We start from the raw sequence: 15,732 nt of genomic DNA, 5'->3' as shown, positions 1-15,732 counted from the left end.
TCAAAGGAGAATTGCAATGGCAGTTAAAGTATCACCAGCTGTTAAGCAAAACGTCTACAACGGTACTCACGGTAACCTTTCAGTGATGTTCGCTGAAGTTCCGGCACTTGCTGATGGTGACTCGGTTATCGCAGCAAGCCTTGAGGCTGGCGTGAAGCTGGTGGAAGTTAAGATTCTTACCAAAGGCGAAGCGGTTACTAGTTTGACTGCACAAGCATCGCTTAATGAAGTGCTGCTAGGTGATGGTATTCATGCGCCTCAAGTTGGCACCAAGCTAGAAGATGTGATCGGTACGGCCACGGAAGTTCCGAAAGGTGCGTTGTCGTCTGATGCGGCTGGATACTTTCCGTCAGAAGATGTTGCTGAAAAAGATAAGTGTCTTGTTCTAACGTTCGCAGGTGCCGCAGTTACGGAAGACAAGATCCGTCTAGCGATTTACACCACTTCAGTCGGCACTATCTAAGATAGTCCACTCTGTTGAAAAACAGGCCAGTCAGATAATTGGCTGGCCTTTTTTATATGTTCCGTGGCAATGGCCGCAGCTCAACACATCGAATACACATAAGGGTATTGACTATGACAGCAGAAAAGAAAATTGTTTGGATCGGTGAAAAGCCAATTAAAAAAGTAAACACGCTTGGCCGTGACTACTACTTTAACCGTGGCGAACCAACCAGCGTACCGGAACAAGTGGCGCAACTAAAAGCTGAAGAAGAGAAAGCAAACACTTGGCTCGTTATGGTTGATGGTGAAGTCGTCAACATTTCCAAATACACCAAGGCGAAACTTGAAACCGTTATCCTAGCAGAAGAGCTTCCGATTGATCCGTTAGCGTTGGAAGTTCCAGAAGGCGAAACACATGCGTCAGCTCTACGCATGGCAGTGCGTGACAAGCTACACGCTAAACACGGTATTCCAGAGGCTTAATGATGAGCGCACTATCTGATTTATATCGGTTAGTGCGTCAGCGTTGCGCTGGCGTTGTCGATATCATGATGGATGACGCCTTGCGCGACTCTTACCGCGAGTTTTGCGAGAAATCAGAGTTCCTAAAAACAAAGGTCAAATTGACCGCCGTTGTGTCTGGTGTGCAAATTCCGGTTGCTGGCATTCCTACCGATTCAGCAATTCTAAAAATTGACAGCGTAGTGAGTAATTGCGGTTCTCCGCTTTACGTCAATGACGACTACGTTTTTGATCCTGTAACCAACGAGTTCACATTCACGAATCACTTTGATGTGGTGACCGTTACGGCGGTACTAAAACCAAAGCTAAATTTCGATGAGAACAACCTTAATTCATACCTAGTTGAAAATTACGGCGAAGCTCTAGCGGCTGGCGCTGCTTACCGCCTCCGACTACAGGTTGGTACAAATTGGTTTAACCCTGATCTCGCGTTGATGTACGAGCGTGAATTTATAGAGGGTTATCGCTGCGCTTACCGACTAAGCAAAGACAACTTCAATTCATTCAAAAACAAAGTGCGCAAGCACAATTTCTACTAGAGGTGTGTATGTCTGCTAATAACACTCCGGTCAAACACTTGATCGATGAGGCAGCTCGTCTCGTTGTCGATAAAAACATGATCCGTTGGGATAAAGCGTTTTGGGTTGATGCGTTCAACTCGGCAGTTCGAGCAATCCTAGCAATTCGATCTGATGCGCTAACGGCCAATGAGGACTTTGTTTGTGTTGAGGGTTCAACTCAGACAATTCCAGTAGGTGCTCGTTTTGTTGTTGATGTTCTGCGAAATAAAGGCGGCGCGGCCATTTCTGGCAATGTGGATTTGAAGATGCTTGATGATTATCGCCCTGAATGGCGTTCAGAGCCTCTTGCTAGCACGGCCAAAGCGTGGCTTTACGATGACCGAAATCCAACCACGTTTTATATGTATCCTCCGGTAGTTTCTGGAACAACCATTGAGTGCGTATTTGCAAAAGTGCCTACGCCAATAACTGAAAGCGATTACGACTCTGAAACCAAATGCGAACTAAACCCGATGTACGACAACGCAATCATTGAGTGGCTTGTCTACCGCGCATTTAGTGAGGATGCGGAGTTTACCGCTAACGCCGCTCGTGCAACCACAGCATTAAACGCCTTTAGAACAATGCTAGGCGACAAGAGCCAAGCAGATAGCATCGTTCAACAAAAGAGCGCTGATATCAAAAACCAACCACGCTAATTAATTGGAGTAGAGCACAATGAGTAGTAGCTGGTATCGAAGAGGTACGGTAACTGTAACCGACGGCTCAAAAGAGGTTGTAGGCGTTGGTACGTTATGGGTTGATGCCGGAAATAAACCGCTAGCTGGCGATATCATGTTCATAGCTGGCAGTATTTATGAGGTCGAATCGATCACCGATAACGAACATTTGTCACTGTTCAGACCATTTACTGGCGTTCCACCAGCAAATGGTGAGTATGCGATCATTCGAAATACTTCAGTAACTATTGCAACTCGTGTGGCCGCAATGGTCGCGGCGGCTATCAACTCAAAACAAGTGTTGCTTGATGACCTTCGAGGTTATTACACATCAACGGCTGACAAGGTTCTTATTCACACCGATGACGGCTCAACTATAGAGGTTGTGCCACTTCAAACACTGGTGTCAGATATCACAAACCTGATCGCTCAGTCTGAAAGTATTAAAAACGATCTAGCTAATACACAGGCAGCTCTAGATCTTGTTCGTCAATACTCTAATGCGGCGCAAGGTGTCGAAGTTGAACCTGGCAAGTATTCAGCGAAGAGCTATGCGGCTGATGCGGCGGATACGTTGGCTTTAGTGAACAAAGCAAAAAGCGATGTGGATTTAAAAGCCTCTCAAGTTCAGCAAACCAAAACAGATATTGAGCAGTTTGTAAGTACATCAAAAACTGAAATTGATGCCAAGGCTACTGCTATTAGTACGGCTATTGCTACGCAAGCGACTACCGTTAAGGGCGAAATCACAACACTGGTTACGACAAGTAAGAGCCAGATTTCTGCGCAAGTAACTACTGGTAAGAGCGATATTGCCGAGCTTATTACTGGTGGAACGGACAGCATTTCTTCACTTTCTTCTACGAGTCAAAGTGAAATAACGGCGCTAGCTACCAAAAGCAAAAGTGACATTGTGGCTCTTGCTACTCAGAGCAAGAAAGATATTACGACTCTTACGACAACGAGTAAGGGTGAAATTTCAGATCTAGTGGCTGGTGGCACTAATAGCATTACGTCACTTACCGATACGAGCAAGGGTGCAATTAACACCTTAGTTAGTGCAAGCAAAACCGAAATCACGGATCTAGCTACCACAGAAAAAGCAGCCATTTCGCAGCAATCAACCGCAGCAATTAGTGAAATGACTTCACTAAAACAGAGCGCCGAACAAGCAGCATCAACGGCAACACAAAAGGCTACTCAAGCGGCTGCTTCAGCTACAAGCGCAGCACAAAGTAAAACCGATGCTCAAACCCTGAAAACGCAAACTGAAGCCTTAGCGAATGAAACAAAGCAAGTAGCGGAAGAGATTAAATCCGGTAGTTATGTTGGTTGGCAAATCTATTGCCAAAGCGAAGCAAACATGAAAGCAGCACGAATGCTAGCTAGTGAACAGTTTGCGGCTAGTGGATTCGTTGATTTTGGTCGTCACTATAGTTCTGGTAATTATGTTCCTGTCAATGAGGGGCTTTGGTCGCAGTTAGATTCACCAAATAGCCTAAGAATAGGTAAGGTCACCAATGCTTCAGGAACGTCAAAAACTAACCATGCCGTTACGCATATCGCAGGCTTTATTTCGCAACTGATTAATATCAACGATGCGTTTGAACCAAGGGCTTCGATTAAGTTTCCTGAAGCCCCGAACGGCGCAGTTGTTTATGACTCCACTGGTAACTGTCGTGGTTCTGGTAAAGTTAATCTAGATTTGTCTAAGGAAGCTGATCCTAAGTATGGGGATGTTGCTGCTAATAGTAATGAAGCAGTTGCTCGTGCATTTGAGGGAGATTGTAAAAATGGCGACTTTAGAAACGGTACATCTAATTGGGGTATTAGCGGTAGCAACGTAAACAACTCCCTTTCTCTTGGCAGTTCTGGTGGGTATGTCAACGGGCAACAAACGGGAGAATCAGCATACTTCGATAACTACACATCATTTGAGGCTGGCTCTACATACAGAATTAAAGGTGTAGTTAATGTTGAAAATATAGGTAGTGGTTGGCGGCTATATACTCGTGATCATGCAGGTGGCGGTATCGTATTTGAATCAACAACAGGCACTGGACTTCAAGCGTTTGAGGTTAACTTTACATTCAATAGCGCTTGGACGGGCGCAAAGCTTCAGTTGCACTACCAAGCACGAGCTTCGTTTAAGGGTACGTTTAAATACCTATCAGTTCAAAAGGTAACCGAAGAGGTAGTAACGGAGCGTGTTGATATGTTTGGTTTTGAGTTCTTCTTAGAGGAAGTCAGCAAGGCCAATCCATTTGTTTACCCTTATGGTTGTATTCAGTCGCTTGCTTCCACAATGGAAGGCATTGCTACTACAGGCTCTAATAGACCTGTAACTTATTATGCCGCTTTTGATGGTGATACAGGCTCAAAAGGTAAAGGCGTTGACTTTTGGGCTGCAACGGATGAGCAGAAGAGAGCTTTAGTTTCTAATCCTGAACACAACATTTATTTACTTGATGATGGACGACTTGTTCAATGGCGTGTGCGTCAGAGAACTATTGCAGGTGCAGGTAATGGGGATTGGGAAGGCTTTAGCCCTGTCGATGCAACACAACACTATTTACATTTCTACGGCGTGTTTAGTAACTGTTCGGTGGTTAATCCACAGGGCATTAAAGATGTACTCGGAGGTAATGGCACTTCATTTGGTAAACCTAATAATGCTCTTGGGTATGGCGTTTTTGATGGCAACGTTGAGCCTATTCGTCCAGATGAAAGTTTGGGCGCGTATAAAGTTCGTTTCTCTCATGCTTCAGATGGTTCTTACGCAGTAAACGGTGAGTGTTATTTCTATGTTTGCGGTGTAGTTCCTCGATTAAACAAAGGTGCTTATCATCCTAGTTTTAACCCTATGGGTACTCGTGCATTTGCGGCAGCAAGCGGGGGTTCCTCCACAGTTACAGGTGCATACTTCTGGTACGAGTTTGGTGGCTCATCTACCATTGGAGGTGTTACTTCTACTTTAGATTGTTTCCGTGGTTACAATAACGGAGATGTTCATAATAATATTGCAGGTTCAAGCTTGGAGACAGGCTTCATTGGCTCAACTAGTACCAAACCCTCTGGTCGTAGTGATGACCGTTTATACGATGCTATCTACGCAAGTGGTCAAGGTGGTGTAATTGATTATCGTTTGAGTGCTTGGGATATGAGCAGCAAAGAAGAAGCAGCGAAGATTTTCCAGAAGGTAGTGAATGGTACTTATCGTGGCAAGGAGTTTGCTACTCGTTGTGATTTGTTCGTTCGAACAAGTACAGAGCCTTATTTTTATGGTGGTAAAACTGCTATATGGATTGAGGGAATTGATGACTTCATTGGTTCTCGGAATCCTAGAGATTTCAAGGTAAATGGTTACACAGTGGTAACCGCAGCCACAGATGGACACGGGCAGTATGTGTATTTCGATTCTAAGTACGGCGATATTTCATCTTATTGGAAGTCTGTCAGTAACAACGTAGTCGTCACTTCACCGACCAATATACCAGTGTCTGGCAATTTTAATATGATTGATGTGCTTGGTTCGCCAGAGCGCATTTTGGCTAAAACTGAACTAGCAAATGGTTGGCTTGGTGGCTGGATTCCGGTTGTTCCAAACAATACATTGGTGGCAAATAAATTTCCGATGACTCACGTTGCGGTGGATAAGGATCTGCGAATGTATTGGAGCGACGGTGACGCAGCTTGGCAAACCGGAACTTATACGTTCGCTTCATCATTAAATGCGCGTGATAACAGTTCTGCAATTCCATCAACTCGCGTTGCATTACATTCTTATACTGCTAGCGCAAAACTTACTAAATCAGCAAACATCAAGCCTATATTAAATGGCGCTAATGGCGTCGGTGATGTTTACGCAACGATGTTTAATGATCGTACTCGTGGTGGATTATTACGGGAAAGTTTTATAAACAAAGTTGTTAGTGGCTACTCGCAGAAGCATCCACACAGCCAAACAGTGAAGCTGAACAAATGTACGTTGCTTGATGGATATTTTGCTAGTAACCCTGATTTCTCGCCAACGCATGAATGTATTGCACTAGGTGAACCAGCTTATGATGATTCAGCAATCAAAGTGTTGTGGAGTCAGAGTTCAAACAACCAACAGGCCAATTTAAATCTATCATTCAATGAGTTGATTTGGGTTGGTAGCTATTCGTCGTTGAATGTAACCAAAATTACGTCCACTAACACTGCGACTGATGGTGTTGCTGGTCAGCTTTATTTAACCGATCCAAGTATTACAAATGCTTTGGGTAATAAGTTGCTTCGCTGCGTTAAGTCTTTTACTGCGTCTTGGGGGGATGTGTGGTTAGAGAACGGAAAAGGCTTTGTGTATATCACAGCTCCAACGGGAGATCCTTTTTTGGTCGTATATGGTTCACAGTCGGATTTATGGGGTGATGATGGAAAACTGCGAATCGTAAGTGAGGTTGGGACATATAAGAATCTCAATGGTGATTTATGTCTATATGGTACGCATGAGCTAGCAATTCCATACGGCTACACGAAGAACAAAGCTCGTGCTGGTTCTCAAGTTAGTGGGGTGGATTTATGATCATTGATACCGACTACACAGCTCTAACCGATATTGATGAGAATATCCGGCATTATTATGCTGAAGATGTTCGAGAACGAGTGATTGGCTACACAGAGTGGGAGGAAACTTCCCCTATAACCGAGCAATACACGGTTATCGTTCTTAATAAGCCTGAAGTAATTACTTATCAGGATGCAAACCAAAGACGCTGGGAGGGTAAGTCTTGGGAGCAACTTATTAAGCCAGAGCTTGAACGAGCAATTGCTTGGGAAGATTTTCAAGTAAACCACGATCAATATCTTCAATGGCTGGTGGATGTAGAGAACTTTGTTCCTGAAATCACTATTGGCGAAGATGGTGAAGAAGTTGCCACGTTGCCACCAGCGCGGCCAGTGATCGATATGCAAAATCGCCGCGCCGTTTATGAAGTGATTGAAGTGTCATACGACGCTAATTATTACACTCATAATGGTGAATACGATTATTTGGTCAATGATGAAGAGTTTACTGTTACCAAGACGCCAGTTGTCGAGAGAAAGCCTGACAATGTGATCGCGGAGTTTCATCGGAACAAGGCGCAAGCTTTGCGAGATGAAATAAAACTATCAAACATCTTTATTCATGGATATGAGTTCCAAGTTCGCCAAGTTGACCGGAACAACATGGATGAAACCCTATGGTATGCAGAGCGAAATAATATGCTGGATAAAGAGACGGTCTGGATTGCAGCAAATAATGAACCTGTAAAACTGACGTACAATCAAATCCAACAAATTAAAGATGCTTATGCGATTCGATTAGAAAAGCTATTTAATCAATATGCCACTTGGACAGAGGGGGATATGCAAACTCCATTCGAATTTTTAGAAATCTAATGTTTTCGATTGGTGATTTTTGTTTTCAATCGAGAAAGTGTTTTTATTCCGAGTTATTATTGGTCAAGCATTGCAGTTTATGATGGGGTGCGAAAGTGCCCCGAATTGAAAGGGGCGAAAGATGTTAGAGAAGTTACTAAACAACAATCCACTAGGCGTTGTGATGTTGTGTGCTTCGATAGTTGGGACTGGCTATGTGATGAATTATCGCTTGAACAGTATCGAGACGACTCAACAAAACATTGGCACTGATGTAAAAGATATTCGCCAAGATATAAGCGCTCTACAGGCTGATGTTGCTGGCTTGAAAGCCGTTGCTGATTACAAAGAGAGAGCAGGTAAATAATGCCTAGAATTAACGTCGCTACTTTCTTTGGAGAACGGCCAAAACAGACGCCGAGACTCCTACCAAATGAATACGCTACAAAAGCGGTAGATTGTCAGTTTCCGGTTGGAAACCTTCAGCCTTACCTTGGCTTGAAGGACACTACTGAAGGCTTAACGGAAAGCCATAAAACGGTTTATAAGTTTTTAGATTGGTGGTTCAAGTGGAAAACTGATGTTGATGTGGTTGTGTCGCCAATTGTTGGTGACCCTTGGAACCGTGTTTATTTTACAAGTGATACCGGAGTTCGCGTTACCAATAACCAGATATTTAATGGTGTTGGTGATCTTCCCGTTGACTCTTATCCATTAGGAGTGCCAGCGCCAGAGCATGGCGTGACAGCAAAAGTAAATGCTCCAGATCCTCTGCCAGAAGAAGACGAAGCAACCGACGACGAAACTCGTTTTTATGTCTACACGCTTGTTAGCGAACAAGAAGAGGAAGGGGCGCAATCTCCGATCAGCAATCAAGCTGAAATTAAGTTCCCAGAGAGTACGGTTACGCTGACATTTCACAGTGAAGGTGCTTTATCCGGCAATATCACTAAACGTCGAATCTATAGAACGTCAACAGAGGGTGGTGTTTCTGACTTCTATCTGGTTGGGGAAATTCCGATTTCACAAAATACGTTTGTGGATGATAAGTCAGCCGATGATCTTGGGTTCCCGTTGGAAAGTGAAAAATACGAAATGCCTAACAAAAAGCTACGGTTTTTAACCCTAATGCCTAACGGAATTATGGCTGGTGGCTATGACCGAACTGTTTGTTTTAGTGAGCCGTATTTACTTCACGCATGGCCTGTAGATTATCAGCTCACAACAGAGCACGAAATCGTAGCAATGGAATCAGTGAGCAATATGCTATTGGTTGGCACGAAAGGTTACCCTTGGGTGTTCCAAGGTATCACCAGTGATGCGATTAGTGGGCGAAAGCTTGAGTCTATGCAAGCGTGTGTTTCCAAGCGCTCTATGAGAAATATCGACAACCTAATTATCTATGCGTCTCCTCATGGCCTTTGTGCGTTCACTGGTCAAGACGTTGAGCTAATTACCAAAGATATTATTGACTCTAAGCAGTGGGAAGCATTGGAGCCAGAAACCATTGAAGCTTACTACTACGATGGAAAGTATTTGGCTTTTTACGGAAAGGCGCTTGATAAGTCGTTCATATTCGACCCTAAAACGGGTGGTATTACGTTCCATTCTATAGGTTCAAACCTTGGATTTACTGACTTAGTGACAGGTACGCTTTATGTTCGAAGCGAAGATGGAACAAAATTGGCTGAATGGAACAAGGGCCAACCTAAAGCGTATGTTTGGCGTTCTAAAGAGTATTACGCCATGTATCCAACACTTAGTACGCTGTATATCCGAGCGGAAGATCCGGCATTGGTTGGAATGAAAATTATCGTTGATGGAGTCGTCATCAAAGATTACGAGATAGGTACGTTAACTGATCGACCTATACGCATTCCACCAGCAAGGGGCAACTCATGGCAATTTGAAGTTTATGGCACTGGAATATTAGAAGAGGTGATCATTGCTTCTAGTATGGCAGAGGTTTACGGGTAAATGGCAGTTCGTACATTACAAGGCGGCAAAAAGCTAAAGGGTAAATTCCAATCTATTCCCCACAAGAAAGGAAGTGACGCTGTAATGGATGCAGTTGCCGACAACTTGGAACAGTTGATCGGTATGCGTGGCGAGGGCGGCAAAAAAGCCGTCCTTTGGGAAGATATGAAAAAGCTTGGTTTTGCTGACTACAGAAACGGCAAATTACAGAGCACAATTAATATCCCAAGTTCGGACGGCGGTAGTGGTGATCCGATTGTTGGTGAGGAAGTTCAGACGCCAACTACACCACAAAACTTAGTGGTTAAATCTGGCTTTGGTATCGCACTACTTTCGTGGGATACCGCGCCATATAAAGGCCATGCTTACACCGAAATTTATCAGGCAAGAGAAAACGTTTTTGCAGATGCGATTGTGGTGCAAACAACTCCTTCTAGTGTTGCGTCATTGCCGATTGAGCCTACAGGTGATTATTACTATTGGATCAAGTTCGTAAACCTAAAAGGCGAACGTTCAGCGATTAACTCAATTAATGGTACTCATGCAAAGAGCGTTGTTGACCCTCAATATTATCTTGACCTGATCATTAAGGAGATGGAAGAACATCCCGAACTAATTCCTTTACCGGAGGCATTAGAAGGCATTGATTTTTCATCCATTCCAGACGCAGAAACTATTGAGAATATCGACGTATTATTAGCGGAAGCAGCTATGCAAAACGCTGTAACCGTTGATAAGGAAAGCGCATTTCGCAGAGAAGAGAACCGGACATTAAGGGCCGAGATTGAAACCAACTACTACACAGCAGTTGAAACCGATAAGGCAATGGCGGTTTTAAGAGAGTCGGTTACTTCTCAGATCGAGGAAAACGAGACATCAATTCTTGCTCAGATCAAACGAGAGTACGCAACGAAGGTTGAAGTTGATAGCGCGTTATCGGCATTAAGAGAGTCTGTTAAGTCAGAAATTCAGTCTAATGGGGAGTCAATTCTTGCGCAGGTAGGCCAAGAGTTTGCGACTCAAGTTGAGCTTGATAAGGCTATATCTACAGCCAAGTTAGATCTCGAAACTCAGTTAGGCGATTCGATTTCAAGCATTGAGCAAAACTACGCGACGAACGCCAAGCTAACGTCAGCAATTTCTCAATTAAATACGTCGTTGTCAGCGTCAATTGAAGGAGTTGAGAGCAATCTATCAACCAACTATAAAACGTGGGTTGATACTGAAAAGGCGATCAATATTGCAACCAATTCATTGTCTTCAAAAATTGGAGAGGTTGAGAGTAACTTAGCCAACAACTATTACACTGAAGTGCAAACCGATCAGGCCATTGCTAAATCTGCTTTGACATTGCAATCATCAATTGACGGTGTTAGCTCGAATCTATCCAAGAACTACTACACAAAGGCGCAAACCAATCAGGCGATTAGTACCGAGATTGGAAAAGTTAATGCAACGGTTAACGGCGTTTCATCTTCAGTCACACAGATTAGTGAAGCATTGGCCGATCTTGATGATGGCTATTCTGCGTTGTGGGGCGTTAAAACAAGCATAGGTGGAATGACGGCTAGTGTTGCTCTTATAGCCAAGTCTTCCACTGATACGAGCACAGCAAACGCAGAATTTGTTGTTAAGAACGCAGGGTTTAAGGTCGCTTACGACAAGAATACTGGTGGTACAGGTAGCAACAGCATCGTTCCGGTTTTTGGCACTATCAAAAACCCAGCCTATCAGGATTGGGTTAACGGCGGTCAAGTTGGTACAGCTCCGCCAAAATATGTACTCGCAATCGACACTGCATCAATCAAGGTTGCAGACATTAGAGATCTGGTTGCTGGCGATGTAGTGGCAACAAGCGTGCAAGCAAATACAGTGATCGCAAACGTAACGTTACGAGCGTCAACGATTAATGACCCGAACAGCAAGTTCTATGTGAGCGCGGCTGGTGTGGCAAAAATGGTTGATGCTGATGTTTCGGGGAAAATTACCGCGACTTCTGGTGTGCTAAGGAACGTTACGATTACTGATTCTTGCGATATTCAAGGTCGTCTCAATGTTAATCAGATCGTTGGTGATGTAATAAAACCTTATCCGTACACGGTTATGAAGACAGAAAGTACTACAGGACTAATTCAGACGCTCTACTCAGTAAATATTCCAATGGCTACTTGGGATCGTGAGGTTGTTTGGGGGAGTGTGTATGTGACTACGTTCGGTGCATGGTTTGATTTTTTAATTAATGATGAGGTTGTTCATAGTCAAGATGTTGGTGGTATGAGCGCTCAAAACTCACCGATCTGGCGGCATAGTCTTCCGGCTGGTAAGGCTTATAAGGTTAGTTTGCGCGCAAGAAACCACGAAAACAATTCTTGGCATGTGTGGAACTCATCTGGATTAGTGCTCACCTACAAAGCTTAGGTTTAGTGCTTTTGGAATTGCGCCATTTTGTTAAGGTGCTCTAGATCGTTCAGGGGTAAAAAGTGCGGTTCGCTAAAGTTGATCACAACAATTATATCTACATGCTTGTGAGAAAGCTTGTTTACGTGGCTGGTCGTGATGATTTGCCGGATTTGCCGAAAGAGGTGATCAGTAAGTTGGATAATGGTGATGCACACTTGTTTGTTGGTGAGCGTTGTGGCGCAGTTTTGGAGGTGACGCACGAAGATAACGAGATAGTTATGTATGTGGTTTTTGGATGGTCTGATAACGGACATGGCATATCAGATTACATCAATGCGTACTATCAACTTGCTAAAGATGCGGGAGCAGAAAAGATTGTTTCATTGGCTCGAAGAGCAGGTGTGTACAGGCTTTGGCGTGCTCACGGATTTAAAAAAGTAGGGTACAATGAGCAAGGTTTAATCAGGTTTGAGAAAAGGCTGGTAAACAATGGGTAAAGGGCCAGAAAAAGCAAAACCAACTGCCGATCAGATTGCAGCAGCAGAAGTAGCAGCTAAAGAGTGGAATAGATATCAAGAGGTGTTTGTTCCAATTGAAAACGAATATATGCGTATAACCGAAAAAATGGGGGACGAGGCAAACTACGAAAAAATAGCAGGAGCGGCCAATACAACGTCGAATAGTGCAACGAGTTCGGCTGTCAATCAGACTCAAAAACAATTGTCGGCATCTGGCTTTAATCCAAGTTCAGGTAAGGCGTCTAGCGCTTCAAACGACATAATCTCAGGCTCTAATGCCAACGAGGTGCAAACTACTGCGCAAGGCCAACACAACGTAACCGAGCGTTTTACTGGCAATCTTCAAAACGTAGTTGCAATGGGGCGAGGTCAGGCGACTCAAGCCACGGCAGGGCTTAACGATATTGCGGCGGCGTCAGCGCGTAAGGCCAACCAAGCTGCAATTGATGAAGCTAACGCCGTATCTATTCCGGCGGCGGTTGCTGGCGCTGGTGCCTCTTTACTTACTGGCACCGATACAGGCAAAGAGATGCTATCAAGCGCTGGACAGGGATTAAGTAATTACTTCAAACCAGATACTTACAAAAGTATGAAATCAGACGATGGCTTTGCGCCAATGGGCGGCGCTAGTTCATACGGTTTAAGTTAAACGTTAGGAGAAAATAATCATGCCTCAAGAGGGTGAATTAGGTTATTACAATCCAAATACTGGCCGTTCAGCCGCGCCAGCCACAACCTCTCCAACCGCCAGTGTTAAAAGCGATAATCTTTCAAACATGATGGTTAACGCTTATGGTAATCCTGAATACATATACGCGAATCTTACGAGAAAGCAGTACGAAGATTATCTAAAGCGCTTCCAACAATATGAGAATCAACTTATCGATCTTGCTATGACCGATAATTTGTTAAATAAGCAGTTAGATAGAAATAACGCAAATGCCACGAAGAACTTAGAACAAGCCAATATCAATGCTGCAAATGCAACCAGAAAGTATGGTTTAGGTGATCTTCGAACTGATCAGCAAAAACGAAACTTGGAAATGAATAATGCGCTTGCGCTAGCTTCAACTAATAACAACACTCGCCAAGCCATAAACGATTTACAAGTCGGATTAATGACGGGTGTTTCGTCAGGAAGCAGAAACTTAATTAACTCAGTTGGTGGAGTGTAGGTGGCTAATATGGGATACGGTCTAATTGATATTGGTCGAAATAACGCGAGAAGTTCGCTTGATACTTACAGAAATCTTTCTAACCAAGAACAACAGCGCAAACAAGTGAACGAGCAGCTTAAACAACAATACAAGCAAGGTATTGCGTCAGGTATCGGTACTGGTGCAACTCTAGGTGCAACAATCGGTAGTGTTGTGCCTGTCGTGGGTACTGTTGCTGGTGGTGCGATTGGTGCCGTTCTTGGTGGTTTAGCTGCGTCATTGTTTTAGAGGTGTTTTTCATGGCAAACGTTATTGGTAGTTTTAATGAAGGCGTTCGAGTTGGTGCAGGATTAATTGACCTACACAACCGCCAGCAAGATCGTGAGTTGTGGAGACAGGAGCACAACGAAGACCGAGAACGAAAGAAAATCTTGCGACAGCGAGAAGATATTCGTTGGCAGCAAGGGCTTGAAGATCGAGAACAACAAAAGTTACAGCGTAAAGATGAACTAGATTGGCAAGCCAAAAGCCGAAAACAACAAGAAAAGCAGTGGGCGCAAGCAGAGCTTACATTTAAGCAGCAACAGGAAGAATATAACCACAAGAAAACACTTATGGAACGCCAAGAAGGTTTTCAAACAATCTTCCTTCCAGCGATTGATAAGGCGATTGCCAGCGGCGATTTTTCCTTAATGGAGACGCCGGAGTTTGCAGATTATGTAGCTAAAAACCCTCAATTTGATGTGAACAACATTCTTGGTAGTGATGCTGGCAAGGCTTTAGGTGAGGCGGCGACTTTGTTCAACAAAATGGCACAAGGTGAAATGCCAGCAGAGAATGATCCAATGTTGATCAATGCAGTGGAAACATTGATGCCTGAAATCACCAAGGCAAAAGGTTTACCTACGATCTACACAGATAAAGATGGTAAGCAACATCAAATAGTTGAGAGAAAAGTTTCGGCAGTTCGAATCACTCAAGGCGGTGGGGCAGTTATTGAGCAAGATCTAACTCTTGATAATGGAAAAACTGTCACAGTTCCCGTTACTCAAAACCGAACAAGCAAGCCAGATGACAATATCTTAGTTGTGCCATTGTCGGAGTTTAGTAATCGAATGAAAACCATGATTGATACTCGTCAGCATTTGAACCGTGAAGAGTTGAACAACTGGCGTCAACTTCAAACAGGTCGATCTCTGAACTTCGATGAAAATGGCAATGTTGTATATGGTGGTCGCTCAGGCCGTTCTAGTCGATCTGGCTCTAGTGGTTCATCTTCTTCAATGGCTCAATTGGCGAAGCAACAGCTATCTGAACAAAACGGAATTAATAGTAAGTATGACGAACAGATTGTCAAACTTGACCGCAATATGTTCGATAAGGAACAAGATTATCAGGCTGAAATTGATCGCTTGAATCGAGAAAGGGAGAAGGCACTAGAGCGTCATACGATGATGTATTTGCCACTAACAGGTTATGATCCTCAATACTTAACCAAGGAACAAGCGCAAAGTATGGCAAGAAAACGAGCGCAAGCGTTTGTTGAGTCATATCCTGATTATGAGTTCCAAGCGGGCAGCAAAGCGCAACTTCAGTCTTATCTAATGGAAAACCCAGCCGCGACGCCTGATCAGGTAAATAAGGCTATTCAAGAGATGATTAAAAGTAAAGATATCATCAAGAAAAAGCCATCTAATGAAACGCTGATAAGCGAGTCTCAAGAGTTCACCAATGGCGAGAAGAAGGCCGCCGGACAGACAGAAGGTGAACCGTCAAATCAAGGCGAGTTAGAGGCTTTACGAGAGGAAATCCTAAACTCTGATGGAACTTATCAAGAAAAGCTTGCAGCAATTAAGGCAGCGAACTTGAGTCCTGAAGAGCAACAACAGGCAATGGATTGGCTTAACTATAGTGGCTTTTATAGCGCAGCCGATAAGCTAACAAGTAACGCCAGAGATAACTTAAAAACTCAGGCTCAACGAGTAGAAGAGCAGCGTAAAAATGCGCCACCAGCCGCACGCTACATGGCATTAGGTTTGGCTAATCGTTAATTCATCGAACGTAAACAAAA

General features: G+C 43.8%; 14 protein-coding genes. All 14 read left to right on the top strand.

Annotated features, from left to right (window positions below; genetic code table 11):
* Positions 1–16: 16 nt before the first annotated feature.
* The 14 genes from LIX84_RS05510 to LIX84_RS05445 all read left to right on the top strand — a co-directional run bounded on the left by LIX84_RS05510 (position 17) and on the right by LIX84_RS05445 (position 15,712).
* Complete coding sequence (locus tag LIX84_RS05510) at positions 17–463, top strand: hypothetical protein (protein WP_025604732.1); 447 nt, start codon at positions 17–19, stop codon at positions 461–463.
* 113 nt (positions 464–576) lie between these two features.
* Positions 577–927, top strand: a complete 351-nt coding sequence (locus LIX84_RS05505) for a hypothetical protein (protein WP_226420864.1) — start codon at positions 577–579, stop codon at positions 925–927.
* Positions 927–1,505, top strand: a complete 579-nt coding sequence (locus LIX84_RS05500; protein ID WP_064490279.1) for a hypothetical protein — start codon at positions 927–929, stop codon at positions 1,503–1,505. Before LIX84_RS05505 ends, LIX84_RS05500 begins: the two co-directional genes overlap by 1 nt.
* An 8-nt stretch (positions 1,506–1,513) precedes the next feature.
* Positions 1,514–2,185: a phage adaptor protein gene (locus tag LIX84_RS05495; protein ID WP_031856814.1), complete on the top strand. Its 672-nt coding sequence runs from the start codon at positions 1,514–1,516 to the stop codon at positions 2,183–2,185.
* A 19-nt stretch (positions 2,186–2,204) separates the two neighbouring features.
* Positions 2,205–6,773 carry a hypothetical protein gene (locus tag LIX84_RS05490; protein WP_226420863.1) on the top strand — a complete coding sequence of 1,523 codons (4,569 nt, stop codon included), beginning with the start codon at positions 2,205–2,207 and terminating at the stop codon, positions 6,771–6,773.
* Positions 6,770–7,630, top strand: coding sequence for a DUF4376 domain-containing protein (locus LIX84_RS05485; protein ID WP_226420862.1), 861 nt, complete (start codon positions 6,770–6,772; stop codon positions 7,628–7,630). The genes LIX84_RS05490 and LIX84_RS05485 overlap by 4 nt, the downstream gene beginning before the upstream one ends.
* A 121-nt stretch (positions 7,631–7,751) precedes the next feature.
* Positions 7,752–7,976 (top strand): hypothetical protein, encoded by a 225-nt coding sequence (locus LIX84_RS05480; RefSeq protein WP_020840883.1) that lies wholly within the window; start codon positions 7,752–7,754, stop codon positions 7,974–7,976.
* A complete protein-coding gene (locus LIX84_RS05475) occupies positions 7,976–9,586 on the top strand; it encodes a hypothetical protein (protein WP_025558172.1) in 1,611 nt (536 codons plus the stop codon). Before LIX84_RS05480 ends, LIX84_RS05475 begins: the two co-directional genes overlap by 1 nt.
* A complete protein-coding gene (locus tag LIX84_RS05470; RefSeq protein ID WP_226420861.1) occupies positions 9,587–12,004 on the top strand; it encodes a phage tail tip protein in 2,418 nt (805 codons plus the stop codon). It abuts the gene before it with no gap.
* A 125-nt stretch (positions 12,005–12,129) separates the two neighbouring features.
* Entirely contained in the window at positions 12,130–12,483 is a 354-nt protein-coding gene (locus LIX84_RS05465) for a hypothetical protein (protein ID WP_226420860.1), read from the top strand.
* Positions 12,476–13,153: a hypothetical protein gene (locus LIX84_RS05460; RefSeq protein ID WP_021454682.1), complete on the top strand. Its 678-nt coding sequence runs from the start codon at positions 12,476–12,478 to the stop codon at positions 13,151–13,153. The genes LIX84_RS05465 and LIX84_RS05460 overlap by 8 nt, the downstream gene beginning before the upstream one ends.
* Positions 13,154–13,172: 19 nt before the next feature.
* Positions 13,173–13,679, top strand: a complete 507-nt coding sequence (locus tag LIX84_RS05455) for a hypothetical protein (protein ID WP_021454673.1) — start codon at positions 13,173–13,175, stop codon at positions 13,677–13,679.
* Positions 13,680–13,688: 9 nt separating this feature from the next.
* Positions 13,689–13,949, top strand: coding sequence for a hypothetical protein (locus tag LIX84_RS05450; protein ID WP_226420859.1), 261 nt, complete (start codon positions 13,689–13,691; stop codon positions 13,947–13,949).
* An 11-nt stretch (positions 13,950–13,960) separates the two neighbouring features.
* Positions 13,961–15,712: a DUF4670 domain-containing protein gene (locus LIX84_RS05445; protein ID WP_226420858.1), complete on the top strand. Its 1,752-nt coding sequence runs from the start codon at positions 13,961–13,963 to the stop codon at positions 15,710–15,712.
* Positions 15,713–15,732 lie beyond the last annotated feature (20 nt).

It is taken from the genome of Vibrio sp. E14, from assembly GCF_020515785.1.
Lineage (GTDB): Bacteria > Pseudomonadota > Gammaproteobacteria > Enterobacterales > Vibrionaceae > Vibrio > Vibrio diabolicus.
Note: the sequence above shows the minus strand (reverse complement) of the source record. Positions and strands in the feature narration are given on the sequence as shown.